Here is a 23,080-nt window from a genome sequence, read left to right as displayed (position 1 = left end):
TGTGGCCCTAACCGGATGACAGGGGTCGGCGACGATGTCCAACAGTGTCCGTCACGTGCTCGGGCTGGCCGCCGGCGTCCTGCTGCCGCCCCTGGCCGCCCTCGCGCTGATGTACGGCATCGGCGAGCTGACCCTGTCCTACCAGCGGTTCCTCCACGTCTCGGTGCCGGGCCTCGCCGGGCTCGTCATCGCCGCGGTGCTGCTGGCCTTCCTCCTGGGCTCGCGGCTGTCACCCGTCGCCTCACTGCTGGGCGGGCTGGTCTGCACCGTGGTCGGGTTCGTGCCGGTGGTGGAGCTGTCGGGCGTGCGGGTCCTGCCCGACGAGGTCTTCACCGGCGTGCTCGGTCTCGGGTTCCGGACGCTGCTCTACACGTGGATGCTGCTGGTGCTCGGGGTGGCGCTGCTGGTGGCGTCGGCGTTCCCGTCGCGCTGGCGGAGCGTGCGGCCCCCGGTCGTCACACCCGGACACGGCTACGGCGGTGCTCCCTACGGGCCCGCGCCCGGCCACCCGAGCGGCCCGCAGGGCGGTGCGCTCGGTGGGCCCGCGGGTGGCCCGCTCGGTGGGCCCGTGAGCGGACCCGGCGGCACGCCACCCGGGCCGTACCCGTCGTCGCCGGGGTCCGAGGACGCCACCCGGCCGATGCATCGCGAGTGACGGCCGAGCCCGCCTGGCAGAATGCCGCCATGCGCGAAACGAAGATCGGCGACTTCCTGGACCGGCTGGCCGACCGGGTCCCCGCGCCCGGCGGCGGGGCGAGCGCGGCACTGCACGCGGCACAGGCGGCCGCGCTGCTCGGCATGGTGGCCCGCTACAGCACCGGCGAGAGGTACGCGGCGCACGCCGAGACCGTCGCCGCCGTGACGGCCGAGACCGACGCGCTGCGGGAGCGGGCGCTGCGGCTCGCCGAGGAGGACGCCGCGGCGTTCACCGCGGTCACCGACGCCTACCGGCTGCCCCCGGGCGAGCAGCGCACCGAGGCTGTCGCGACCGCCCTCGCCGGCGCGGCCGAGCCGCCCGCCGCCGTCGTGGAGACCGCCACCCGGCTGGTGGGGCTGTGCGAGACCCTGCTGCCGATCGGCAACCGCAACGTCGTCACCGACGTGGCGGCCGCCGCCGAGGCGGCGCGGGCCGCGCTCACCACCGGGCGGGTGAACGTCGAGGTCAACGTGGCCGGCATCAGGGACGAGACGGTGACGGGCGCGCTGCGCGAGCGGCTCGCCGGGGTCGACGCCGCGCTCGCCCGGGCCGAGCGGGTGACGGCGGCCGTCCGCGAGGAGATCACGGCGTGACGGGCAGCGCGGGCGGGACCTCGCCGGCAGGCGTCGAGCTGCGCGGCAGGGACGTGGCGGCGGCGATCAGGGCCGAGACCGCCGAACTGGTGGCCGCCGCGCGCGGTTCCGGCCGTCCCGCGCCGAGGCTGGCCGTGGTGGTGGCCACCGCCGACGAGGCGACCCTGTGGTACGTCCGGTCGATCGCCAAGGCGGCGGAGAGCGTGGGCATCACCTGCGATCTCGTGGACCTGGGGCCCGCCGCCCGGCCGCGGGAGATCCGGGCCGCGCTGGAGCGGCTCGCCGCCGATCCGGGCGTGCACGGCGTCATGCTGCAGACGCCGCTCCCCGAAGGCGCCTCCGCCCAGGAGCTGGCCGCCGTCATCGACCCGGCCAAGGACGTCGACGGCGCCAACCCGCTGTCGCTCGGCCGGCTGGCGGCCGGGCTCCCGGCGTTCGCGCCGGCCACGGCGGCGGCGGTGATGGCGCTGCTCGACCGGCACGGCGTGCCGCTCCGGGGCGCCCGGGCCGTGGTCGTCGGCCGCTCCACGGTCGTCGGCAAGCCGCTCGCGCATCTCCTGCTCGACCGGCACTGCACCGTCACCGTCTGCCACTCCCGCACGCGCGACCTCGCGTCCGTCACCTCCACGGCCGAGGTGCTGGTGGCCGCGGCCGGCCGGGCGGGGCTGATCGGCGCCGAGCACGTGGCACCGGGCGCGGTGGTGATCGACGTCGGCACCAACCCGACGCCCGACGGGGGGCTGACGGGCGACGTGGACTTCGGCGCGGTCGTCGGCCGGGCCGGGGCGCTGACGCCGGTGCCCGGCGGGGTCGGCCCGGTCACCACGGCGATTCTGCTGCGCCACACCGCGCGGGCGGCGGGCCTGGCGTGACGGTGCCCGGACGCGCGGCGGGTCCCGCTCCCCGCCCCGGCGTGCCGGCCGAGAGCGGTTCGCGAACGTACGGATGGGCCGGGGCGGTCCCGGCGCGGCAGGAGGGCCGTGATGCGTGAAGTGCTGGTCGTGCAGAACAGTCGCAGTGGCGGCCCCGGCCGGTTCGGTGGCTGGCTGGAGGAGGCGGGACTGCGGCTGGACGTGGTCCACGCCTACGACGGCGCGGCCGTGCCCGACGTCCTCCGGCACGACGCCATGGTCATGATGGGCGGCGGCTACCTGCCCGGCGAGGACGACCGCGCGCCCTGGCTGGCGCCCACGCGGAGGCTCGTGGCCGAGGCGCTGGCCCGGAATGTCCCGTTCTTCGGCATCTGCCTGGGCGGGCAGATGGTCGCCGAGGTGGCGGGCGGCGAGGTCACGGGCGACGCGGGCGCCCCCGAGAACGGCAGCGTACCCGTCACGCTGCGTTCCGAGGCGGCGGACGACCCGCTGTTCCGCGACCTGCCGGGCGTGGTGCCGGCCATCGAGCACCACGTCGACGCGATCACCGCGCTGCCGCCCGGCGCGGCGTGGCTGGCCGAGACGGCCGCCTGCCCGTACCAGGCGTTCCGGGTCGGCGAGCGGGCGTGGGGCGTGCAGTTCCACCCCGAGGTGCTGCCCGAGCGCATCCGGACGTGGGAGGTGGACGGGTTCGACCCGGACGAGGTGTACGCGCGGGCGGTGGCGGACGAGCCGGTCTCGACGCCGATCTGGCGGGAGGTGGCCGCCCGCTTCGCCCGGATCGTCCTGCACGCGGGCGAGCCCTCAGCGATGGCGGCGCAGGTCTCCCCCGCCGGCTGACCGCCGGGCGGCGTGCCCGGTCATCGCCCCCACGCGCGGGACGCCGTCCCACGGAAGATCTCCCGTCCCGACCTTTAGCGACCTTCATACGGGATAGGTATGCGCGGAACGCCGCCACAAGGAGGGAGCCGGAACCCATGACCACCGGCGACGACCGGCCCACGCTGACCACCCGGCAGGGACACCCCGTCCACGACAACCAGAATCAGCGCACCGTGGGGGCGCGTGGCCCGTCCACGCTCGAGAACTACCACTTCCTGGAGAAGATCAGCCACTTCGACCGCGAACGCATCCCCGAGCGGGTCGTGCACGCCCGGGGCGTGACGACGTTCGGGTACTTCGAGGCGTACGGGAAGCTGGGCGACGAGCCGATCTCCCGGTTCACCCGGGCGAAGCTGTTCCAGGAGGCCGGCAAGCGCACCGACGTGGCCGTGCGCTTCTCGACCGTCATCGGCGGCCGCGACTCCGCGGAGACGGCGCGCGACCCGCGCGGGTTCGCGGTGAAGTTCTACACCGAGGACGGCAACTGGGACCTCGTCGGCAACAACCTGGGCGTCTTCTTCATCCGGGACGCCATCAAGTTCCCCGACGTCATCCACGCGCTCAAGCCCGACCCTGTCACGTTCCGCCAGGAGCCGGCCCGGATCTTCGACTTCATGTCGCAGACGCCCGAGTCGATGCACATGCTGGTCAACCTGTTCAGCCCGCGCGGCATCCCGGCGACGTACCGGTTCATGCAGGGGTTCGGGGTCAACACCTACAAGTGGGTCAACGACCGGAACGAGACCCTGCTGGTGAAGTACCACTGGATGCCCAAGCAGGGCGTCCGCAGCCTCACCGTCGAGGACGCCGCGGCCATCCAGGCGAACGACCTGGGCCACGCGACCAAGGACCTGATGGAGGCCATCGACCGCGGCGACCACCCCGAGTGGGAGCTGCTGGTGCAGGTCATGTCCGACGACGAGCACGCGGAGCTGGACTTCGACCCGCTGGACGACACGAAGGTCTGGCCGGAGAACGACTTCCCGCCCAGGCCGGTCGGCCGCCTCGTGCTCAACCGGAACGTCTCCAACAACTTCGCCGAGAACGAGCAGATCTCGTTCGGCACCGGCGTGCTGGTCGACGGGCTGGACTTCTCCGACGACAAGATGCTCGTCGGCCGGACGTTCTCCTACAGCGACACCCAGCGCTACCGGGTGGGCCCGAACTACCTGCAGCTCCCGGTCAACCAGGCGAAGAACGCCGACGTCCGGACCAACCAGCGCGACGGCCTGATGGCCTACCACGTCGACGGCGCGGGCGAGAACCCGCACGTCAACTACGAGCCGTCGATCACCGGTGGGTTGCGTGAAGCGCCTTCACCGGGCGAGGAGGTCGGACCGGTCCTCACAGGCCGGCTGACGCGCCGGCGCATCCCCCGGACGAACGACTACACGCAGGCGGGCCAGCGCTACCTGCTGATGCACCAGTGGGAGCGCGACGACCTCGTGCAGAACCTCGTCACGCTGATCAGCGAGTGCGCCCGACCGGTGCAGGAGCGGATGGTCTGGCACTTCCTGCTGGCCGAGGACGAGCTCGGCCTGCGGGTCGGCCAGGGGCTGGGCATCACCCCGGCCGACGTCACGCACCTCGAACCGCTGCCCGGCCAGACGCTGACGGACGAGGACCGCCAGCGGCTGTCCCAGCTCGGCAAGAACGGGCCGCGCGACGTCACAGGACTGAAGATGACGCACTGCGTGCCCGACGAGAGGGGCCTGCCCGCGTAGCCGAGGCTCGGGCGGACGTCCGGGGCGGGACGGCGAGCCCGCCCGCCCCGGCGTACATTGACCACGTGCGTGTTGACCAGCTTCACCCGTGGCCGACGACGGTCGCGGAGGCGGAGGCCATCCAGGACCGACTACGGCTTCACGTGGAGCCGGCCGGGCCGCGCGCGTTCACGTTGGTGGCCGGTCTCGACGTGCACTACCGGGACGACGAGCGGCTGACCGCCGCCGTGGTGGTGCTCGACGCGGCCACGCTGTCCGTCGTGGAACAGGCGACGGCGCACGGCAGGGCCGCGTTCCCGTACGTGCCCGGCCTGTTCGCGTTCCGGGAGCTGCCAGCGCTGGTGGAGGCGCTCGAACAGCTCACGGTGACGCCCGACCTGCTGGTGTGCGACGGGCACGGGCTGGCGCATCCACGCGGGTTCGGGCTGGCCTGCCACCTCGGCGTGCTGACCGGCCTGCCCGCCCTCGGCGTGGGCAAGACGCCGTTCGTCGGCACCCACGCCACCCCGGGGCCGGAGCGGGGCGCGTGGACGCCGATCGTGCTGGACGGCTCGACGGTGGGCCGGGCGCTGCGCACGCAGGACGGGATCAAGCCGGTGTACGTGTCACCGGGGCACCGTATCGACCTGGAGACCGCGACCGACCAGGTGGTGCGCCTGACCCCGCGCCATCGCCTCCCGGAGCCCGTCCGCCGCGCCGACCACCTCGCCCGGCACCCCGACTGACCACGGGCGGGCGGTCAGACACCGGCGAACTCGCCCGGGGTCAGGATGGCCTGGGCGTCGGCCCCGGCGAACCACAGGCCGATGACGAACACCGCCGTAGCCTCCAGCAGCACGGCCCGGTCGAGCCCACCGCCGTCCAGCGGGGTGCAGCCCAGGTCCGTGACGAGGGCGCGTACCCGGGACAGGGCGTCCGGGTCGTCGCCGCACAGGGGCACAGCGAGCGGCCGCCCGTCGAACACGGGCGGCGTCATCCGCCACACGTCCACGTGACACAGGTTGAACGCCTTCACAACGTGCGCGCCTGTGAGGTCAGCGACCAGCCGGGCGATGGGACGCGTGACGTCGAAGGTCTGCGGCTGGTTGGTCACGTCGATCAGCGGCTTGCCGCGCAGCGCCGGGCCGGCGGCGGTGAGCACGTCCTCCAGCCCCGGCTCCAGGACCGCCACCATGACGACGTCGCCGAACGCGGCCGCCTCCGCCCAGGTGCCGGGCAGCACGGCCGAGCCGCCGGCGGCGGTCATCCGGCCGGCCAGTGCCGCCGTCGTGACCGGGTCGCGCCCGCTGACCATGACCTCGTGTCCGGACCGCGCCCACTGCGTGCCGAGGGCGTCGGCCATGTTGCCGGTCCCGAGAATGCCGATCCGCATGCCGTTCTCCGTTCGTGTACAGGGTTTACTTACGGAAGGACGGTAGGCATCCCGTCACACACCATTCGGTGCCCAACGGAGGCTGTACGTTGTTCCTCGCCGACTGCCAGGCAAGACTGGCCTTCGACCTGCTGGCCAACACCTGGAACGCCGTCGTCGTGTGGGGGTTGCGGCACGGCCCGCGCCGCCCGGGTGAGCTGCGGGAGCAGATCGGCGGGATCAGTCCCAAGGTGCTGACGGAGACGTTGCGCCGGCTGGAGTTCAACGGGCTGGTCGCCCGGCGGGCGTACGCGGAGGCTCCGCCGAGGGTCGAGTACGAGCTGACGGAGCTGGGCCGGACGCTGCTGGGCCCGATCGGGACGTTCGGGGAGTGGGCGTTCGCCCACGCCGAGGACGTCCTGGCGGCTCAGGACCGCTGGGAGGACGCCGTCGAAAGCCCGTGACGTCGCCCGGGAGCCGGCCCCGGAGAGCGCCTCGGCTCAGGCGGCCTGCTGCCGGTGCAGGAGCAGCATCGCGGCGTCGTCCAGCAGCGGGCCGCCGACGTGTTCGACGAGGTCGGCCCGCAGCGCGTCCAGTCCCACCTGCGGATCGCGGGACAGCAGCAGGGGGACGCGCTCGTCCAGCGGGTAGAAGGCGCCGCCGGAGTCGCGGGCCTCGATGACGCCGTCGGTGTAGAGGAGAAGCTGGTCACCCGCCACGAACGGCACGCGCTGCGGCCGCGGCTCGCCCGGCCCGAGGGCGGCCAGGCCGAGGGCGAGGCCTTCCTCGGTCGGCTCCACCTTCTGGACGCGGCCGTCGCGGCCCAGCAGCAGCGGCGGCGGGTGACCGTGGTTGAGCAGGTGGATGCCGTTGTCGTCCACCTCGGCGAGGATGGCGGTGACGAACTCCTCCTCGCCGAGCTGCCGGGCCAGGGTGGCCTCCAGCCGGGCGCTCACGGCGGCCAGCCCCGGCTCGTCGTAGGCCGCTTCGCGGAACGCGCCCAGCACCCAGGCGGCCGTCTCCACGGCTTCCAGCCCCTTGCCCTGGACGTCGCCGATCAGCAGGCGGACGCCGTAGGGGGTGGTGACGACCTCGTACAGGTCGCCGCCGATCCGCGCCTCGGCCACGGCGGAGGTGTAGGACAGGGCGATGTCCAGGTCGCCCGCCCGGCGTGGAACGGGGCGCAGCAGCACGCGCTGGGCCGCCTCGGCGACCCGGCGGACGTTGGCCAGCTCCCGTTCGCGGCCGAGCCGCAGCCGGGCGGCGAGCATGCTGGCTCCGGTCACGGCGGCGATGGTGGCGAGGGTCACGGAGCCCTGCCACCGGCCCAGCACGTCGTTGTACAGCGACAGCGGCAGGCAGACGAGCATGGCGACGACGCCGACGGCGAAGGTGCGCCGGACGCTGCCGTACACCGAGGCGAACGTGGGGCCGAGGGTGAGCAGCGGCAGGAATCCCAGAGTCGTGCCCACCATCAGGTCGATCATTGTGACGGCGGCGATCGCGGCGAAGGGCAGTGCCTGCAGGATGGCGTGCGAGGTGAGGCGCACGTTCAGGCGTGATCTCATCGCCTGCCCACCGGGTCGCCCGGGGCGTGGGCGCTCGTCCGGACGGGAATGGGGTGCGAGATCACGGCCACACGTCTATTACACCAGGTCCGTAACGGCTGCCACACCCGGTCTCCGATGAGGCCGGTCTGGCCGGGACGGGTGGCGCCCGGCGACGGGCCCGGGCCGGCGGGTGGCTGGAAAGGACCAGGGTTCGGTCACTTCCTGTCGAAGTGGAGGCGGGTGGTGGTGCCGCCGCTGTCGCTGTGGCGGCGGACCAGGTCGGTGAGCTCCTCGACGAGGATGAGCCCGTGCCCGCGGCCGGACAGCGGGGCGACGGGGCGCACGGGGGGGACGTCGAAGCGGCCGTCGTCGTCGATCTGGCAGACGAACGTGTGGGGCAGCGCCCAGGTCGTGACGGTGCAGCCGTCGGAGGTGTGCTCGAAGGCGTTGGTGGCCACCTCGTTGACCGCCAGCAGCACCCGGGCGACCCGGCTGCCGCTCAGGCCGGCGGAGCGGGCCTGGGTCTCGACGAACGAGCGCACGCGCGCCAGCTCGGCGAGGGTCTTGAAGGTCCGCCGGTGCGCCCCGGCGGGAGGTGGGCTGAGTGGCTGGTCGAACATCTCGCTGTTCTCCAGGGGGCCGGCGAGGACGAGGGCGCACGGGCGGCTCGCGGACGGTGACGCGAGCCGGGGGTCACGCGGGGGTTCCCTTCGCGGCCGTCAGCTCGGGGGCGCGGGGCGCCTGGATGGAGCCGATGACGGCCAGCAGCTCCACGAGGGCGGGTCGCGCGCCGCGCAGCAGGATGCGGCCGCGTCCGGCGGCGACCGTGCCGGCCAGCAGGCGGGCGGTGGCGACGTCGGCGAAGGTGAGGCCGGCGACGTCGATGACGAGGGGGGTGTCGCTGTCGTCGGCCGCGGCCGCCAGCGGGTCGAGTACGGCGGCCAGGGCGTCGCAGTTGGTGCGGTCGGCGGCGCCGTCGAGCGACACCCCGTCGGGGGTGCGGCGGATGCGGAGCAGGGGCTCCCACTCCTCGACGCTGCCCGCGCCGGCCCGGGCGGCCCCGGGGTGGGCGGCGCTGATCCGTTCGAGCTCCGCGTGGGTGAACAGCCGCCGGTCGTAGCAGCACAGCGCCATCGCGTAGCCGGCGGAGAAGATCTGGTTGGCCTGCGCCTCGTAGCGGGCCAGCTCGCCCATGTCGACCAGCGGGCGGACCGTCCAGCCCATGTCGGCGGCCACCCGGAGTCCGGACCAGCCCTCGGCGCGCGCCTGGTCGATGGCGGCCGTCCAGCCCTTCAGGGCCCGTTCGGGTTCGAAGGAGCCGTCGGACAGGAAGGACTCCTCCGCGGTGGTGACGTGCAGTTGCCCATCGTTCAGCGGCTGTCGCACCTCCACTCCGTACGCCTGCGCCGCGGCCAGGAAGGCGGGAGGGAGGAAGGTGTCGGTGATGTAGAGGACCTTCTGGTCGTGTTCCAGGCCCTTGCGGAGGAATCTGACCAGAGCCCGCAGATGACGCTCGTGGTCATCGAAGGTCCAGCAGACGTGGTCCCCAGGGCGGAGCCGGTCGACTGTGGTGGGATCTGCCATGAACCGCTTCTCGTCATCGGGGGATCGGCGTGACGCTCAGGCTGTGCCCTCGGGGGTGCCCTCTCCGTGTCTCGCCTTCTGTCCACAGTAACAAAGCGCATGACACGCCAATCCCCTACAAACCGGACGCAAGTGGTTGTCCAGTCGCCCTGTCGCCGTCTGTCCAGGTGACGGTCACACAGGTCAGCCCTTCAGTCCCGTGTGCGCGAGACCCTCGATGAACTGCCGCTGCGCCAGGACGAACACCACGAGGACGGGCAGGGCCGTCATCGTGGCAGCGGCGAGCTGAACGTTCCATAGCGGCGAGCCGTAACCGTCGACGAACTGGGTGAGCGCCTGCGGCAGCGTGAACCTGGCCGGGGTCGACAGGTAGACGATCGGCTCCAGGTACAGGTTCCAGGAGTGCAGGAACGTGAAGATCGCGACCGCGCCCAGCGCCGGCCGGGCCAGCGGCAGCGCGACCCGGTAGAACGTGCCGAACCGGCCCAGCCCGTCCACCCGGGCCGCCTCCTCCAGCTCCCCGGGCAGCGTGATGAAGAACTGCCGCATGATGAACGTGGCCAGCACGCTCGGCGCGCCCAGGATCGGCACCAGGATGAGCGGCCAGTGCGTGTCGCTGAGCCCGGCGGTGTGAAACATCTGGAACAGCGGGACGATCGTCACCTCACTCGGGATGAGCAGCCCGATGAGCACGAGGACGAACAGCGCGTTCTGCCCCGGGAAGCGAATGCGGGCGAAGGCGTAGCCGGCCATCGCGGCGACCGCCATCGTGCCCGCCGTGACCACGGCGGCGATGTAGAGGCTGTTGAGGTACTGCTGCGCGAACGGCTGCATCGCGAAGACCTCCCGGTAGGACGACAGGTCCCAGCGGGTCGGCAGCAGCGCGGGCGGGAAGGCGAAGATGTCGCTGATCGGCTTGACCGACGAGGTGACCATCCACCAGGTCGGGAAGACGAACGGCACGCACAGCGCGCACAGCAGCCCGTACAGGGTGAGCTTGACCCTACGACTCATGAAAGACCCACCTCCTGCGCAGCCGCCACTGCAGGAGGGTGAGCGCGGCGACGATCGCGAACAGCAGCACCGACAACGTCGCCCCGTAGCCGAAGTGCCGGAACTGGAAGGCCTGCTGGTACAGGTAGTAGACGAGCACCGTGGTGGACGTGCCGGGACCGCCCTGCGTGAGGACCGCGATCTGGGCGAACACCTGCAGCGACCCCACGACCGTGATGATCGAGGTGAGCAGGATGGTCGGGCTGATGAGCGGCACGGTGACGCTGCGGAAACGCCGCCACGGCCCGGCCCCGTCCAGCTCGGCGGCCTCGTGGAGCTGGCGCGGCACGCCCTGCAGCGCGGCGAGGAACAGCACCATGTTGAGCCCGACGTTCTTGATCACCTGTACGACGATGACGGACAGCATGGCCGTGGCCTCGCCGCGCAGCCAGTTGGGCCCCTCGACGCCGGCGAGGCCGAGCAGGCCGTTGACGCCGCCGTCCTTCTGCAGCAGGAACTGCCAGACGATGGTCCAGGCGACCAGCGACACCAGCACGGGCGAGAAGAACAGCGTCCGGAACAACGTCGTGCCGCGCAGCCTCTGGTTCAGCAGGACGGCCAGGGCCAGGGCGAGGCTCAGGTTGAGCAGGACCAGGCCGACCGAGAACAGCGCGGTGGCGGTCAGCACCGACCGCAGGTTGGTGTCGGCGACCAGCTTGGCGTAGTTGTCGCCGCCGACGAACTCGAACGTGCCGGCCAGCACGTTCCACTCCTGCAGGCTGTACCAGCCGACCAGCACGAGCGGCAGCAGCACGAACAGCACGCTGCCGGCGAGCTGGGGCGCGACGAACAGGTAGCCGACGAGCCCGTCGCGGCGGGCGATCGTCCAGAACCGGCCGGACCGGCCGGGCGGGCGCCGCAGAGCCGCCGTGGCGGCGCCGCGGGCGAGCTGGGTGGTGGCCATGTCAGGCGCCGAGCATGGGCTGGATCTTGGCGCAGACGCCGTCGAGCACCGCCTTGACGTCGGCGTCGGGCTTCCACAGCGGATCGAGCGCCGCCCGCACGGTCTGCGCCAGCTCGGCCTGGCCGGTGTGGCTGGGCTTGACGACGCCCTTGCCGATGCCGTCGATGACGACCTGCTGGAGCTGGTCGGGCTTGAGCAGCGGGTTGGTCTTGGCGAGGGTCTCGGCGGTGAGCTGGGAGCGGCGCGGCGGCGGGAAGTACGCGGCCAGCTTGGCGGAGTTGGCGGTGTTGGTGAAGTAGGCCAGGAAGTCGGCGGCCAGCTCGGCGTTCGGCGACTTCTTCAGCACGCCGATCCCGGCCTGCCCGATCACCGCGTACGGCCCCTTCGGCCCGGCGGGCAGCGGCAGCAGGTCCCAGTCGAAGGAGGCGTCCTTGAGCATGGCGGCGCGGGAGATCTGCGCGACGGCCATCGTCGCGTCGCCGGAGAAGAAGTCTGCGGTGGTGCCCGGCCCCGGCATGGCCTTGTCCGTGAAGATCGACTTGTGCAGGAACGTCATCGCCTCGGTCATCTCGGGGCCGTTGAACGCGCACGTGGCGCCGTCGTCGCTCCACGCCTTGGCGCCCCAGCCGCCCCAGACGGTGGCGAGGTTGTCCCACCCCTTGTAGTCGAAGTTGAGGATGACCAGGCCGGACTTGCCGCTCTTGGCCGCGGCCGCGGCGTTCACGGCGGCGGCGTGCTCCCAGTCCCACGTGCCGGCCTCGGCCAGCTCGCGGGGCGTCTTCTGGCCGGCGGCCTTGACCAGGTCGTTGTTGACGAACACGCCGAACGGCGAGGTGGAGAAGGGGTAGGCGTACAGCTCGCCGTCCTGCTGCCACAGCCGGGTGGCCGACGGGATCAGCTCGCCGACGTTCTCGATCTTGCTCTTGAGTGGGGCGAGCGCGCCGGAGGAGACGAAGTCGGGCGCGGAGCTCTCCAGGACCCACGCCAGGTCGGGCGCCTTGCCGCCGGCGATCTGGGTGGTCAGCGTGGTGGTGTAGCTCTCGAACGGGATGGGGTCGAAGGTGATCTTCCCGACGTTCGGGTGGGTCCTGCGGTACTCCTCGGCGATCTCGTCGAACAGCTTGAGATGCGCCTCGGTGGAGGTCCAGATCGTCATCCGCAGCGGCTGCGGGCCCGACGCCGCCGGGGTGTCCTGGCCGCCGCCGCACGCGGTCGCGGTGAGCACGGCGGTCAGGGACAGGGCCGCCAGTTTCCCGAGTGCTTTCATGGGTGGTTCTCCTTCTGGCGTCAGTAGCCGGCGACGTCCGGCCAGCCGAGTTCGACGCCGTCGCGGACGAGCCGCCGCTGGTAGTCGGCGAGCAGCCGCTCGCCCTCCCGTACGGCGTGGGGGGTGGTGGAGTGGTCCAGGCAGAAGGCGGCGAGCGCGCCCGCCGCCTCGCCGACGTTCCACTCCACGGGGTGCAGGCGGTAGGCGCCGTTGGTGATGTGGGTGGTGCCGATGTTCTTGCCGGCGGGCAGCAGGTTGGTCACGCGCCGCGGGACGAGGGCGCCGAGGGGGATGCGGAACGGGGAGCAGCCCACGTCGATGTAGTTGTCGCCGCCGGTGGACGGGTGCAGGTCGATCCGGTACATGCCGACGCCGACCGTGTCGGGATAGGCGACGGCGCCCTTGTCGCCGCGCACCGCCAGGGACAGGTCCTGCTCGGTGACCGTGCGGAGGGCGCGGATGCGGCGCGACTCCCGGATGTAGGGCGCCTGGGCGAGCCCGTCGGCGCTTCCGGTCACGTCGCCGCGCAGCCGCAGCCCGGGCCAGCCGGTGCCGCCGTCGGGACGGGGCGCCTCGGTCTGCAGCCAGTAGAGCACCGAACGGGACAGCTCGCGGGCCGCCGCCAGGTGCTCGGCGGCGTCCGGCACGTCGATGACCGGCCCCTCCAGGTAGTCGATCATCGGCCAGTTGACCAGGGTGATGTCGCTGGCGTACGCGCCGGGCAGGAAGTTGTCGCGGGCGGCGATCCGGCGGAACGTCCACAGGTTGGCGTCGCCGGGGTTGACCCGCTGGTCGGCCTCCACCGAGCGGGGGTCGTCGCCGGGGTTGGGCGTGAAGGAACGCTCCACGGTCTCCAGCGTGCGAGGGCTGGGGCAGCGCCACGACAGCAGCCGGTCGCCCCAGAACGGCGGCTGGTAGGCGCGCCAGAAGTCGTAGGAGGCGGGCCGGTCGACGGTGTGGTCGCCGTCGACGTGGTCGATCGCGAAGCAGACCGAGACGGCCTGCATGTTGAGCGGCTGCGCCTCGGCCGGCGCGCTGGGCTCGCCGGTCTCGGTTTGCGACTCGAAGCCGGTGACGTACTCGGTGCCGGTCAGCGGCAGCAGGTCGCCGGTCTCGGTGGCGTCCAGCACGTACCGGGCGACGACCGTGACCTCGCCGCCGCCGTCGCGGTGCGCGAGCCGCACGGCCGTGACCCGGTCGCCGTCGGTGTCCGCCGCGACCGGCCGGTACGGCTGCAGCACCCGCAGCCGCCCCGCCCCCCGGTACGGGGCGAGCATCGCCTCGATGACGGCGACCGCGACCCTCGGCTCGTGGCAGAGCCGGCTCACGTGTCCCGCTCCGGGGTTCAGCTCGCGCCAGGCCCGGGCCCGCTCGGTGAGCGGGTAGTGGTCGCGGTAGTAGCGGCGGATGCCGTCGCGCAGCGCGCGGTAGCTCGCCGTCACGCCGAAGCGCTCCACCCACGAGTGCTCGTCCGGCGGCACCGCCTGGCTGGTGAGCTGGCCGCCCAGCCAGTCGTACTCCTCGCTGAGCACCACCGAACGGCCCGCGCGCAGCAGGGCCAGCGCGGCGGCCACGCCGCCGAGGCCGCCACCGGCGACGAACGCGTCCGCCGAGATCTCCACCACGGTGGGTGTCACCCTTCTTCCTGGGTCATGTCTTCCTGGGTCATGGGGGGTACGGGAGCCAGCGTCGAGCCTTCGACCGGCTCGCACGCCAGCAGTTCCTGAGGGGCGCCGCCGCGCTCCGGCGGCCCGGCCAGCAGCTCGGTCAGCAGCTCGACGGCTCTGCGGCCCATCTCGCGGCGCGGGATGCGGAACCCGGCGAAGTCGATGTCGGTGCGCACGGGCCGGCTGGAGGCGCCGAGCGCCAGGACGGACAGGTCGCGCGGCACCGACAGGCCGCGCTCGCGCGCCGCCCGCACGGCGGCGACGGCGTCGGCGAGCTCCTCGGCGAAGACCGCGGTCACCCCGGCGTCGAGGAGGTCGTCCAGGCGCGGCAGGTGGACGCCCGTCACGCCGAGCCGCCGGGCGGCCTCGCCGAAGCCGCGCAGGCGGTCGGCGTAGGACTCGGCGCCGGCGCCGGCGCCCAGGTAGCCCAGCCTCCGGTGCCCGAGCCGCACCGCCCGCTCGACGAGGGCGCCCACCGCCGCCGGGTAGTCGGCCCCCACGTACGGCACGGGCGCGCCCGCGTCGTCGCGGCGGCCCACCGACACGAAGGGGATGCCCTCGGCCAGCAGCCGGGCCAGGTCGTCGCGGTCGACGGTGCGGCCGAGCAGCACGCAGCCGTCGGCGAGGCGCACCCTGCTCTCGGCGTTGAAGATCCGCCTGCGCTCCCCCGACGCCTTGGCGCCGGTGAACAGCAGCAGGTCGCAACCGGCCTCCTCGGCGAACTCCTCGATGCCGACGAGGAACGGGTGGTAGAAGTCGGCGCTCTCGGCCGGGAAGACCGCCTCGTAGGTGAAGACGCCGAGGATGCGGTTGCGCCGCTCGGCCAGCCGGCGGGCGGCCGGGTCGGCCACGTAGCCGGTCTCCCTGATCACCTGGAGCACCCGCTCGCGGGTCTCGGGCGAGATGCGCACCTCACCCTCGGCCCGGTTGTTCAGCACCAGCGACACCGTCGTCTGGCTCACCCCGGCCATCCTGGCGATGTCCTGCTGGGTGAGTCGCCGGCTGGAAGCAGTCACGGTCCGTGCCCATCCCTCGTCTTGATAATGCGCATTAGTACGTCATGCGGCCTCATTCTTCGCCGACACCGGAAACCCCGTCAAGAGCTAATAGCGGACGATAATCCGTATTAGCCGGAACGGCGGCACCGTGCGGAGGACGCGCCGGCGCAAGGCCACACCCCGTCACGGTGATCGTTCAGGACCAGAAGCGCTCCAGCACCACGGCCACTCCGTGCTCGTCGTTGGACAGGGTGCGCCGCTCGACCGCCGCCAGCACGAGAGGATGGGCGTTGGCCATGGCGTATCCCGCCCCGGCGAAGGCCAGCACGGCCAGGTCGTTCGGCATGTCGCCGAACGCCGCCACCTCCGCCGGGTCCACCCCGCGCTCCTCGCACAGCCCGGCCAGCGTGCCGGCCTTCGTCACCCCGGCGGCGCTGATCTCCAGCAGTCCGCCCACCCCCGAGTGGGTCACCTCCGCCTGACCGTCCACGGCGGCGACGGCCGCGGTGAACATCTCGTCCACCAGGTGCTCCGACGACCAGACCAGCAGCTTGGCGATCGGTCCGGCGCAGCCCCGCAGCGAGGCGACCTCGCGGCGGTGACGCGCGTCGTGGACGTGGGTGACGCCGTAGCCCGGCTCGGCCAGCACGCCCGTGCCCGTCTCGGCGGCGAACGCCACCCCCGGCAGCGCCTCGGCCAGCGTCTCCACGACGTGCGCCGCCGTGGCGGGGGCGAGGTCGCGCCGGGCGACGATCTCGCGGGTGCCCAGATCGTAGACGATGGCGCCGTTGCTGCAGACGGCGAGGCCGCCGACGCCGGCCAGCTCCGCGATCGGCTCGACGCCACGCGGCGCCCTGGCGGTGACGAACACGATCTCCGCCCCGCCCTCACGCGCCAACCGCAGCGCCCGGCGGGTGCGCGGCGAGACCGTGCCCGTGGAGTCGAGGAGGGTGCCGTCCAGGTCGGTCGCCACGAGGCGGGGAGGGTTCACGTACCGATTATCACCTCCCGCTCCGGCCCGGCGCGGGCCCGCTGTACGCTGCGCGAATGCCTCCTGATGTCCGCCAGGACCATCCCGTCGGCTCCGCCCTGCGTTTCGCCACCGAACTGGTCGCCTGGGTCGCCACGCCGTGGGCGCTGTGGCCGCACTCCGCGCCGCTGGCCGTGCTGTCGGTGGTCGTGCTGATCGGCCTGCCGACGCTGTTCGCGACGCCGGGCGACAAGCGGCACGTGATCGTGGCTGTGCCCGGATTCGTGACGATCCTGCTGGTGGTGCTGCAGCTCGTCGCCGCCGTCGCCGGGGCGTGGACCGCCTGGTCCGCGGTCGCGGGCGGGGCCGTCGCGCTGCTGGCGGCGGTCACGGCCGTCGTCGAAGTGCCGCGCTGGCGGTGGCTGCTGTCACGGCGCGGGTGACGCGGCGCGGGTGACGCGGCCCCGGCCCTACAGGCGCATCTCGGAGGGCAGCCGCCTGGAGGCACTCGTCAGTTCGAGGCCCAGGAGCTCGCCCGACCCGCCGAAGTCGAGCGTCACCCCGTCGGCGGTGACCTGGCTGACGGTCTCGCCGGGGGCGATCTCGTGCTTCATGGCGAGGTACGCCCGGTCGTGGCCGGGGTCACGGGTCAGGTAGACCGGGTGCCTGCGGCGGCCCAGCGGCTCGTCATCCCAGCTCAGCAGCCCCTCGTGGGCCTCGTGGGAGCGCGCGAGCGCGGCCCGCACCACGTCGAGGACGTTCTCCAGCGCCTCCAGCGCGTCGACGCCGGTGACCTTGCGCTCGTGCTCCCAGCCGGCCAGGCCGTCGATCCGGTACGGGCACGACCACTCCCCCGCCGCGTCCTCCGTGGGCAGGCCGACGGTGACGACGACCTCGCCGGGCGGGTCGCCGCGCAGGGTGAGCGTGCGGTGGGCGATCTCGTACATGCAGGGTGATCTACCCCCGTCACGCGGCGCGCAAGACTGGCGTCGCCGGGACGCCGCCGCCATACCGGCAGCGTCGAAAGCCTTCCGGCGCGCCACCGGCGGCGGTTAGTCTGCTCACGGTCGTGGTGAGGGGGCCATGTGTGGAATGAGCCGTTCGGGACCCGGCTGCGGGCCCGGCTCGACAAGTACGGCCCGCTCTGCGTGGGCATCGATCCGAGCCCGGAGCTGCTCGGGGCGTGGGGCCTCGACGACTCGCCGGCCGGGCTGGAGCGCTTCGCCCGCTCGGTGGCGGGCGACGTGGCCGACGTCGCCGCCGTGGTCAAACCGCAGTCGGCGTTCTTCGAGCGCTGGGGCAGCCGCGGGATCGCCGTCCTGGAGCGGGTCATCGCCGACCTGCGGGAGGCGGGCACGATGGTGCTGCTCGACGTCAAACGGGGCGACATCGGCAGCACGATGGCCGCCTACGCCGAGGCCTACCTCGACCAGGGCAGCCCGCTGGCCGTGGACGCGGTGACGGTCAGCCCGTACCTCGGGTTCGGGTCGCTGGAGGTGGCGATCACCAAGGCGGTGGCCAACGACGCGGGCGTGTTCGTACTGGCGCGCACCTCCAACCCGGAGGCCGGCGAGCTGCAGTCGGCGGTCGCCGGCCAGGTCGTCGCGGGGGCCGCGGCGGCGAACGCGGGGCACGCCCCGCTCGGGCCGGTGGGGCTGGTGGTCGGCGCGACCCTGCCGTCGCTCGACCTGCCGCTCGACCGGTTCGGCGGCGCGATCCTGGCGCCCGGCCTGGGCGCGCAGGGCGCCGCGCCGGCCGACCTGGCGCGCCTGTTCGCGGGGGTGCGGCAGGCGGTGGTGCCGTCGGTGTCGCGAGCGGTGCTCGCCGACCCGGACCGGGTGCGCGAGCTGACACTCCGCTACCGCGACGAGTGCGCCCACCACCTGTCGCCGTGACCGGCGAAGTCGGCAGCGCCGTGCGGCATGCCGTGGGTAGCGCCGCGACCGGCGCAGTCAGCCGCGCCCTGGGTCGCCGCCGTGACCGGTAGTCAGCCGCGCCATGAGCCGCGCCGTCAGCCGGTGGGGCCGACGTCGGGGCGGACCTCCTTCTCGGTGACGCCCTCCTCCGACTCCTCGCGCCCTTCCCGCCCCTCGGGCCGTTCGGCGTCGCGGGGCTGCTCGACGTAACCCGGCTGGTCCACGTCACCCGGCTGGTCCACGTCACCGGGCTGGTCGACGTCGCCACGCTGGTCGGCGTCGCCGGGCTGGTCGGCGTCACCGGACGGCGTAGCGGCCTGGGCGTCGGGCGGGTCGGCGGGGATCGGACGGCCGGAGGTGGCCGTCTCGGCGCCCGAGCGCCGCGCCACCACATCGCTCTCGGCGTTCAGCCCGGGCACGGCGTCGGGCGTGTCCTCATGGTTCTGGCTCATGGTGCACCTCCTGCCCCGCCAACCGACGGTGATGTCGCCTCCTGCCCGACCGTCTAGGCTTCCCTCTCATGTCCTGGCGATCATGGATGCTCCGCTTCCCCGGCAAGCGGACGAAGCCGGTGGTCCGTCGGTAGAGGACGACCCGGGCGCGCCGCCGTCCCGCTCACCGGCGACGTGCCGCGGTGGCGGGGCGGCTCAGGCCAGGGCGGCGTCGATCTCGGCGCGGGTGGGCATCGAGGTGCTCGCGCCCCGCCGCCGCACCGACAGTGCCGCCGCCGCCGAGGCGAACCGCAGCGCCTCGGCCGCCGGCAGCCCGTCCGCGCGCGCCACCGCCAGGGCGCCGGCGAACGTGTCGCCCGCCGCCGTGGTGTCCACCGCCTCCACCCGTACGGCGGGCACGCGCAGCCGCTCCCCCGACCGCGACCCGTACAGGGCGCCGTCGGAGCCGAGCGTGATCACGGCCTCCGGCACCCGCGCCAGCAGCGCCTCCAGCGCGGCCGCCGGCTCATGCTCGCCGGTCAGCGCGGCGGCCTCGTGCTCGTTGGGGACGACGAGGGCGACGGCGTCGAGCAGCTCGTCCGGCAGTTCGCGGGCCGGAGCGGGGGTGAGGATGGCGGGCACCCCGGCCTCCTTGGCCGCCCGCGCCGCGCCGGTCACCGCCTCCAGGGGAAGTTCGAGCTGGAGGAGCACGGCGCTGGAGGCCGCGATGACGGCCCGGTCGGCCGCGTCCGGCGCGGTGACGGCGCCGTTCGCGCCGGGCACCACGATGATCGAGTTGCCGCCGGCGTCGTCCACCACGATGTGCGCGATGCCGCTCGGGCCCGGCACCTGCCGCAGGTGCTCGACGTTCACCCCGGCCACGGCCAGCGTGTCGCGGATCTCCGCGCCGAAGCCGTCGTCTCCGACGGCCCCGAGGAAGGTCACCTCGGCGCCCGCGCGGGCCGCCGCGATCGCCTGGTTGGCTCCCTTACCGCCGGGGACAGTGCGGAATGCCCGGCCGGTGACCGTCTCGCCCTGCTTGGGGGCCTGAGACACGTACGCGACCAGGTCCATGTTCGCGCTGCCGAAGACCGAGATCATCGCTGCATCATCTCCCGCGTCCGCCGGGCCAGCTCGTCCAGCCCGATGCCGTCGAAGCCCGTCAGGCTGCTGGCCAGCTCGTTCTTCATGAGCCATCGGTCGGGGACGCCGCCGTTCAGCGCCCCGGCGACCGAGCCGGCGGTGGCGCCGGCCGAGTCGGTGTCCCAGCCGCCGGCGACCGCCCCGGCGATGGTGGCGGTGACGTCGCCCGCGCCGTGCACCAGGGCGGCGGCGACCAGGGCGGCGTTGTTGATCGTGTGTACCCAGTGCAGCCGGCCGTGCCGCTCGTACAGCCGGTCGACGACCCGTTCGAAGTCGCGTTCGACGGAGGCGTCCTCGGCCGCCAGCCGGACCGCCTCGTGCAGGCGTGAGCCGGGCGGCACCACCGACAGTCCCGCGGCCACCACGTCCTCCGCCGAGGTCGCGACGAGCGACCGGGCGCACATGGCGGCGGCGAACATGGCGCCGTAGACGCCGTTCGCGGTGTGCGTGAGCCGGGCGTCGCGCCAGGCGTACTCGGCCGCGGTGGCCGGGTCGCCCGGGTTCGCCCAGCCGTACACGTCGGCCCGGATCAGCGCGCCGATCCACTCGCGGAACGGGTTGCGGTGGGTGGCGGTCTCGGGCGGCTCGACGCCGGACAGCAGGTTGCGGTACGCCACCCGCTCGGCGGTGAACGTGCGGCCCGCGGGCAGCTCGTCCAGCCAGACGGCCGCCACGTCGTCGGTGGTGAAGCCGCGGCCGTGGCGTTCGAGGACGGTGAGGGCGAGCAGCGGGTAGTTGAGGTCGTCGTCCTCGGGGATGCCGGCGATGTTCTCGGCCAGCGAGTTGACGGCGCTGCGCCGGTTCCACGGCCACCGCGCGGCGACCTCGCGCGGCAGGCCCTCGGCGGTGAACCAGCCGCGGATCGGCCAGTTGCCGGTGGCCTCGGCGATCTCCCTGACGCCCTGGCGGGGGATCTTCTCGACGGGTTTGCCCAGCACGCATCCGGCCGCCCGGCCCTGCCACGCCCCCAGCACCCGCGCGGGATCCACCTCCGGCCGCCCGCCGGTTCCGCCCGGCGCCGCCGCGACGGCGGGCCAGGCGGGGGCGGCAGGCCAGGCGGGGGTGGCGGCGATGATGTCGGCGAGGTCGGTGGGCTCGGCGAGCGGCGACGGGATGGCGGCCAGCTCGTCGAGCAGGTGTTCGGCCAGCGGCCGCAACGCGCGGGCACGCGGCTCGGAGGCGCCGGCGCGAGGCGGGGCGTCGTGCCCGCCGGCCGCGTGCCAGCGGGCCGCGATGCCGGCCACCTCCGGGCCGTCGCGGCCGTCCTCGGCTGCCTGCCGGAGCTCGTGCCCCACCAGGTCCTCCGGCTGGACCCAGGTGAGCCGGATCATGCCCGCCCCGCCGCGGGACCGCCGGTGAGTGCGGCGAACGCGGACTCGTGCGCGCGGCGGCGGGCCAGGTCGTCGGCGTGGACCTGCCGCGCCACCCGGGCGATCGCCCGGCCGGGCGCCACCAGATCCGTGCGGCTGGCCGCACCCACCCGCGTCACCCACTCGGCGGGCACCGCCGCCAGCCCGCCGAGCGCCCCGGCGATGGCGCCGCCCATGGAGGCGATCGAGTCGGCGTCTCGCCCGTAGTTGACGCCGCCCAGCACCGTGTCGCGGACGTCGCCCTTGGCCACCACCAGGAACGCCAGCGCCAGCGGCAGCTCCTCGATGCTGTGCAGCCGGCTCGGCCGCCGGGCGCCGAGCCCCTGGTCGCGGTAGGTGTCGGCGACCGTGTCGTACGGGCGCACGGCGGCGCGCAGCGCGGCGAACGAGCCGTCCCAGTGGCCGATGCCCTGTGCGGCCTCGCAGACCGCCTCGATGGCGGCCCGGGTGCCGTCCTTGGCCAGGCGCAGGCAGGCGGCCACGACGGAGTCGACGGTCGCCTGCGGCCGCATGGCCTCGGCGACGGCGGCGGCCATCACCCCGGCCGCCTCCCGGCCGTAGCTCGACTGGTGTGCGCCCGTCAGGTCGATCGCCTCGGCGTAGGCGGCGTCGGGGTCGGCGGCGTTCACGATGCCGACCGGCGCCACGTACATGGCGGCGCCGCAGTTGACGATGTTGCCGACGCCGGCCTCGCGCGGGTCCACGTGCCCGTAGTGCAGGCGTGCGACGATCCACTTCTCGGCCAGGAAGATCCGCTGCAGCGGCAGCGCTTCGGCCTCCAGTTCGGGGATCCACTGCCGCTCCCCCATCAGCTCCGGCACGAGGTGCTCGGCCATCGCGTACGCCCCGAGGTGGCCGCGCACCTTGTCGTACACGCGGATCAGCGCGTGCGTCATCAGGGTGTCGTCGGTGATGTGCCCGTCGCCCTTGTGGTAGGGCGCGATGGGGCGGGCGTTGCGCCAGTCCTCGTTGAACGGCGGCACGATGCCCTCGACGCGGCCGCCGTAGCGGTCCACGATCTGCTCGGGGGTCCAGCCCTCGGTGGCGCCGCCCAGCGCGTCTCCGACCGCCGCCCCCGCGACGCAGCCCACGGCCTTGTCGGTCAGCAGGTCGGAAGGCTGGTCTGGGAGCGTCATGCGAGTTCCTCCGTCAGGGTGGTGGTGAGTTCGATGAGGTCCTGGCCCGCCAATCGCGGCAGGCAGCACCCGGTGAGCGTGCGGGCCGTGCTGATCCATCCTGGCGCAAGCGCCGCGAGTCCGCCGCAGGCGCCCGTGAGCGCTCCGGTGAGCGCGGGCGCCGAGTCGGCGAGCGGCGCCAGGCAGGCCGCGGCGGGCACGGCGGCGGCCGGCGAGCCGCCCGCCACCTCGGTGAGCGCCAGGGCCACGGGCACCGTCTGCGCCGCGCCGACGGCGTAGCTGTAGACGTGGTCGAGCAGCGCGGCGTCGAGTGCCGGCACGGCGGCGAACGGGTCTCCCGCGGCGCGGGCCACGTCGAGCGCGAGGCGGGCGTTGTGCCCGATGGCGGTGTCGGCGGGCAGCGCGTCGAGGGCCGCCCGCACCGCCGCGGCCGCCGAACCGGTCGCGACGGCCGCGGCCACCGCCCTGGCCATGGCCTGCGCGCCGAGGACGCCGTCGCCGGAGTTGGTGACCTGCGCGTCCTCGGTGGGGTCGCGGCCGAGAGCGCCGAAGGCGACGGCCCGGACGGCGGCGGCGTCGTCGAAGTGGTGCGGGTTGTCGTGGCCGCTGGCGGGCGGCTCGACGCCCCGGGCCAGGTTGCCGAGCGCGGTGGCGACGGAGACGCGGGCGCGGACGTCGTCGCCCAGCTCCCGGAACGCCTCGGCCCGCGGCCGGTCGATGGTGAGCGCCGTCCAGGCCAGCCACTCCGCGTCGTCGGACGGCCCGAGGGCGAGCGGGGCGACGGGCTGGTTGAGCGCGAACGGCACCGGCAGCGTGGTGACCCGGTGTTCCTCGGCGAAGGCGTCGAGCTCCCGGTGGAGCCGCCTGCTCCACGGGGCGTGCAGGGCGGCGCGGTGCCTGGCCGCCGGCCAGCCCACGGCGTCGCCCACGGCGAGGCCGACGAAGGCCCCCTGGATTCTGTCCCCCGACATG

The 23,080-nt window shown here is 73.8% G+C and carries 25 protein-coding genes; 9 read left to right on the top strand and 16 right to left on the bottom strand.

Going from position 1 to position 23,080, the window contains the following annotated elements:
* The first annotated feature begins 34 nt into the window (after window positions 1–34).
* The 6 genes from ACGF0J_RS06090 (at window position 35) to ACGF0J_RS06065 (ending at window position 5,493) form a co-directional block, all read left to right on the top strand.
* Window positions 35–655, top strand: a complete 621-nt coding sequence (locus ACGF0J_RS06090; protein WP_393142405.1) for a hypothetical protein — start codon at window positions 35–37, stop codon at window positions 653–655.
* A 29-nt stretch (window positions 656–684) separates the two neighbouring features.
* Window positions 685–1,290 carry a cyclodeaminase/cyclohydrolase family protein gene (locus ACGF0J_RS06085; protein ID WP_393142403.1) on the top strand — a complete coding sequence of 202 codons (606 nt, stop codon included), beginning with the start codon at window positions 685–687 and terminating at the stop codon, window positions 1,288–1,290.
* The gene (locus ACGF0J_RS06080) at window positions 1,287–2,162 is read left to right on the top strand and encodes a bifunctional 5,10-methylenetetrahydrofolate dehydrogenase/5,10-methenyltetrahydrofolate cyclohydrolase (protein WP_393142401.1); all 876 of its coding nucleotides are present in this window, start codon (window positions 1,287–1,289) and stop codon (window positions 2,160–2,162) included. Before ACGF0J_RS06085 ends, ACGF0J_RS06080 begins: the two co-directional genes overlap by 4 nt.
* 111 nt (window positions 2,163–2,273) lie before the next feature.
* The gene (locus ACGF0J_RS06075; RefSeq protein ID WP_393142399.1) at window positions 2,274–3,002 is read left to right on the top strand and encodes a type 1 glutamine amidotransferase; all 729 of its coding nucleotides are present in this window, start codon (window positions 2,274–2,276) and stop codon (window positions 3,000–3,002) included.
* A 137-nt stretch (window positions 3,003–3,139) separates the two neighbouring features.
* Window positions 3,140–4,768, top strand: coding sequence for a catalase (locus ACGF0J_RS06070; RefSeq protein WP_393142397.1), 1,629 nt, complete (start codon window positions 3,140–3,142; stop codon window positions 4,766–4,768).
* A 65-nt stretch (window positions 4,769–4,833) separates the two neighbouring features.
* Window positions 4,834–5,493 carry an endonuclease V gene (locus tag ACGF0J_RS06065; protein ID WP_393142395.1) on the top strand — a complete coding sequence of 220 codons (660 nt, stop codon included), beginning with the start codon at window positions 4,834–4,836 and terminating at the stop codon, window positions 5,491–5,493.
* Window positions 5,494–5,507: 14 nt separating this feature from the next.
* On the opposite strand, the gene ACGF0J_RS06060 is transcribed toward ACGF0J_RS06065, so the two are convergent.
* Window positions 5,508–6,140 carry an NADPH-dependent F420 reductase gene (locus ACGF0J_RS06060; RefSeq protein ID WP_393142393.1) on the bottom strand — a complete coding sequence of 211 codons (633 nt, stop codon included), beginning with the start codon at window positions 6,138–6,140 and terminating at the stop codon, window positions 5,508–5,510.
* Window positions 6,141–6,229: 89 nt separating this feature from the next.
* Here ACGF0J_RS06060 and ACGF0J_RS06055 point away from each other — a divergent pair, with 89 nt between their 5' ends.
* Window positions 6,230–6,583 carry a winged helix-turn-helix transcriptional regulator gene (locus tag ACGF0J_RS06055; RefSeq protein ID WP_393142391.1) on the top strand — a complete coding sequence of 118 codons (354 nt, stop codon included), beginning with the start codon at window positions 6,230–6,232 and terminating at the stop codon, window positions 6,581–6,583.
* Between the two features lie 36 nt (window positions 6,584–6,619).
* Here the strand turns inward: ACGF0J_RS06055 and ACGF0J_RS06050 are convergent, their stop codons facing one another.
* The 9 genes from ACGF0J_RS06050 to ACGF0J_RS06010 all read right to left on the bottom strand — a co-directional run bounded on the left by ACGF0J_RS06050 (window position 6,620) and on the right by ACGF0J_RS06010 (window position 16,133).
* Complete coding sequence (locus tag ACGF0J_RS06050; protein WP_393142389.1) at window positions 6,620–7,687, bottom strand: PP2C family protein-serine/threonine phosphatase; 1,068 nt, start codon at window positions 7,685–7,687, stop codon at window positions 6,620–6,622.
* Between the two features lie 197 nt (window positions 7,688–7,884).
* The gene (locus ACGF0J_RS06045) at window positions 7,885–8,289 is read right to left on the bottom strand and encodes an ATP-binding protein (RefSeq protein ID WP_393142387.1); all 405 of its coding nucleotides are present in this window, start codon (window positions 8,287–8,289) and stop codon (window positions 7,885–7,887) included.
* Between the two features lie 73 nt (window positions 8,290–8,362).
* Window positions 8,363–9,253 (bottom strand): MEDS domain-containing protein, encoded by an 891-nt coding sequence (locus tag ACGF0J_RS06040; RefSeq protein WP_393142385.1) that lies wholly within the window; start codon window positions 9,251–9,253, stop codon window positions 8,363–8,365.
* A gap of 183 nt (window positions 9,254–9,436) precedes the next feature.
* Window positions 9,437–10,267 carry a carbohydrate ABC transporter permease gene (locus ACGF0J_RS06035; RefSeq protein ID WP_393142383.1) on the bottom strand — a complete coding sequence of 277 codons (831 nt, stop codon included), beginning with the start codon at window positions 10,265–10,267 and terminating at the stop codon, window positions 9,437–9,439.
* Window positions 10,257–11,210, bottom strand: coding sequence for a carbohydrate ABC transporter permease (locus ACGF0J_RS06030; RefSeq protein WP_393142381.1), 954 nt, complete (start codon window positions 11,208–11,210; stop codon window positions 10,257–10,259). Before ACGF0J_RS06030 ends, ACGF0J_RS06035 begins: the two co-directional genes overlap by 11 nt.
* Window position 11,211: 1 nt before the next feature.
* Entirely contained in the window at window positions 11,212–12,477 is a 1,266-nt protein-coding gene (locus tag ACGF0J_RS06025; protein ID WP_393142379.1) for an ABC transporter substrate-binding protein, read from the bottom strand.
* 20 nt (window positions 12,478–12,497) lie between these two features.
* Window positions 12,498–14,114, bottom strand: coding sequence for an FAD-dependent oxidoreductase (locus tag ACGF0J_RS06020; protein ID WP_393142377.1), 1,617 nt, complete (start codon window positions 14,112–14,114; stop codon window positions 12,498–12,500).
* Complete coding sequence (locus ACGF0J_RS06015; RefSeq protein ID WP_393142374.1) at window positions 14,111–15,160, bottom strand: LacI family DNA-binding transcriptional regulator; 1,050 nt, start codon at window positions 15,158–15,160, stop codon at window positions 14,111–14,113. The genes ACGF0J_RS06020 and ACGF0J_RS06015 overlap by 4 nt, the downstream gene beginning before the upstream one ends.
* A gap of 178 nt (window positions 15,161–15,338) precedes the next feature.
* Window positions 15,339–16,133, bottom strand: coding sequence for an HAD-IIB family hydrolase (locus tag ACGF0J_RS06010; RefSeq protein ID WP_393142372.1), 795 nt, complete (start codon window positions 16,131–16,133; stop codon window positions 15,339–15,341).
* Window positions 16,134–16,189: 56 nt separating this feature from the next.
* Here ACGF0J_RS06010 and ACGF0J_RS06005 point away from each other — a divergent pair, with 56 nt between their 5' ends.
* Window positions 16,190–16,555: a hypothetical protein gene (locus tag ACGF0J_RS06005; RefSeq protein WP_393142370.1), complete on the top strand. Its 366-nt coding sequence runs from the start codon at window positions 16,190–16,192 to the stop codon at window positions 16,553–16,555.
* Between the two features lie 27 nt (window positions 16,556–16,582).
* On the opposite strand, the gene ACGF0J_RS06000 is transcribed toward ACGF0J_RS06005, so the two are convergent.
* On the bottom strand, window positions 16,583–17,059 hold the full coding sequence (locus tag ACGF0J_RS06000; RefSeq protein WP_393142368.1) for a DUF6968 family protein: 477 nt from the start codon (window positions 17,057–17,059) through the stop codon (window positions 16,583–16,585).
* A gap of 138 nt (window positions 17,060–17,197) precedes the next feature.
* Between ACGF0J_RS06000 and pyrF the strand changes: the two genes are divergently transcribed.
* Window positions 17,198–18,007 (top strand): orotidine-5'-phosphate decarboxylase, encoded by an 810-nt coding sequence (gene pyrF, locus ACGF0J_RS05995; RefSeq protein ID WP_393142366.1) that lies wholly within the window; start codon window positions 17,198–17,200, stop codon window positions 18,005–18,007.
* Window positions 18,008–18,123: 116 nt separating this feature from the next.
* Here the strand turns inward: pyrF and ACGF0J_RS05990 are convergent, their stop codons facing one another.
* From ACGF0J_RS05990 to ACGF0J_RS05970, 5 genes are all read right to left on the bottom strand, one after another.
* Window positions 18,124–18,480, bottom strand: a complete 357-nt coding sequence (locus tag ACGF0J_RS05990) for a hypothetical protein (protein WP_393142364.1) — start codon at window positions 18,478–18,480, stop codon at window positions 18,124–18,126.
* 195 nt (window positions 18,481–18,675) lie between these two features.
* Window positions 18,676–19,560 (bottom strand): ribokinase, encoded by an 885-nt coding sequence (gene rbsK, locus ACGF0J_RS05985; RefSeq protein WP_393142362.1) that lies wholly within the window; start codon window positions 19,558–19,560, stop codon window positions 18,676–18,678.
* Complete coding sequence (locus tag ACGF0J_RS05980; RefSeq protein WP_393142360.1) at window positions 19,557–20,933, bottom strand: ADP-ribosylglycohydrolase family protein; 1,377 nt, start codon at window positions 20,931–20,933, stop codon at window positions 19,557–19,559. The genes rbsK and ACGF0J_RS05980 overlap by 4 nt, the downstream gene beginning before the upstream one ends.
* A complete protein-coding gene (locus tag ACGF0J_RS05975; protein WP_393142358.1) occupies window positions 20,930–22,108 on the bottom strand; it encodes an ADP-ribosylglycohydrolase family protein in 1,179 nt (392 codons plus the stop codon). The genes ACGF0J_RS05980 and ACGF0J_RS05975 overlap by 4 nt, the downstream gene beginning before the upstream one ends.
* Window positions 22,105–23,079 carry an ADP-ribosylglycohydrolase family protein gene (locus ACGF0J_RS05970; RefSeq protein ID WP_393142356.1) on the bottom strand — a complete coding sequence of 325 codons (975 nt, stop codon included), beginning with the start codon at window positions 23,077–23,079 and terminating at the stop codon, window positions 22,105–22,107. Before ACGF0J_RS05970 ends, ACGF0J_RS05975 begins: the two co-directional genes overlap by 4 nt.
* Window position 23,080: the final 1 nt, after the last annotated feature.

This window comes from Nonomuraea sp. NPDC047897, assembly GCF_043204415.1.
Lineage (GTDB): Bacteria > Actinomycetota > Actinomycetes > Streptosporangiales > Streptosporangiaceae > Nonomuraea.
The sequence above is the reverse complement of the archived record's forward strand: the minus strand, read 5'-3'. Positions and strand labels throughout refer to the sequence as shown.

Excerpts from the sequence above, each read along its gene's own strand:
- ACGF0J_RS06025 (WP_393142379.1), bottom strand. The coding sequence starts at position 12,477 with ATGAAAGCACTCGGGAAACTGGCGGCCCTGTCCCTGACCGCCGTGCTC.
- ACGF0J_RS06070 (WP_393142397.1), top strand. The coding sequence starts at position 3,140 with ATGACCACCGGCGACGACCGGCCCACGCTGACCACCCGGCAGGGACAC.
- ACGF0J_RS06060 (WP_393142393.1), bottom strand. The coding sequence starts at position 6,140 with ATGCGGATCGGCATTCTCGGGACCGGCAACATGGCCGACGCCCTCGGC.
- ACGF0J_RS06035 (WP_393142383.1), bottom strand. The coding sequence starts at position 10,267 with ATGAGTCGTAGGGTCAAGCTCACCCTGTACGGGCTGCTGTGCGCGCTG.
- ACGF0J_RS06050 (WP_393142389.1), bottom strand. The coding sequence starts at position 7,687 with ATGAGATCACGCCTGAACGTGCGCCTCACCTCGCACGCCATCCTGCAG.
- rbsK (WP_393142362.1), bottom strand. The coding sequence starts at position 19,560 with ATGATCTCGGTCTTCGGCAGCGCGAACATGGACCTGGTCGCGTACGTG.
- ACGF0J_RS05980 (WP_393142360.1), bottom strand. The coding sequence starts at position 20,933 with ATGATCCGGCTCACCTGGGTCCAGCCGGAGGACCTGGTGGGGCACGAG.
- ACGF0J_RS06005 (WP_393142370.1), top strand. The coding sequence starts at position 16,190 with ATGCCTCCTGATGTCCGCCAGGACCATCCCGTCGGCTCCGCCCTGCGT.
- ACGF0J_RS06075 (WP_393142399.1), top strand. The coding sequence starts at position 2,274 with ATGCGTGAAGTGCTGGTCGTGCAGAACAGTCGCAGTGGCGGCCCCGGC.
- ACGF0J_RS05970 (WP_393142356.1), bottom strand. The coding sequence starts at position 23,079 with ATGTCGGGGGACAGAATCCAGGGGGCCTTCGTCGGCCTCGCCGTGGGC.
- ACGF0J_RS06045 (WP_393142387.1), bottom strand. The coding sequence starts at position 8,289 with ATGTTCGACCAGCCACTCAGCCCACCTCCCGCCGGGGCGCACCGGCGG.
- ACGF0J_RS06030 (WP_393142381.1), bottom strand. The coding sequence starts at position 11,210 with ATGGCCACCACCCAGCTCGCCCGCGGCGCCGCCACGGCGGCTCTGCGG.
- ACGF0J_RS05975 (WP_393142358.1), bottom strand. The coding sequence starts at position 22,108 with ATGACGCTCCCAGACCAGCCTTCCGACCTGCTGACCGACAAGGCCGTG.
- ACGF0J_RS05990 (WP_393142364.1), bottom strand. The coding sequence starts at position 18,480 with ATGAGCCAGAACCATGAGGACACGCCCGACGCCGTGCCCGGGCTGAAC.
- ACGF0J_RS06000 (WP_393142368.1), bottom strand. The coding sequence starts at position 17,059 with ATGTACGAGATCGCCCACCGCACGCTCACCCTGCGCGGCGACCCGCCC.
- ACGF0J_RS06090 (WP_393142405.1), top strand. The coding sequence starts at position 35 with ATGTCCAACAGTGTCCGTCACGTGCTCGGGCTGGCCGCCGGCGTCCTG.
- ACGF0J_RS06085 (WP_393142403.1), top strand. The coding sequence starts at position 685 with ATGCGCGAAACGAAGATCGGCGACTTCCTGGACCGGCTGGCCGACCGG.
- ACGF0J_RS06040 (WP_393142385.1), bottom strand. The coding sequence starts at position 9,253 with ATGGCAGATCCCACCACAGTCGACCGGCTCCGCCCTGGGGACCACGTC.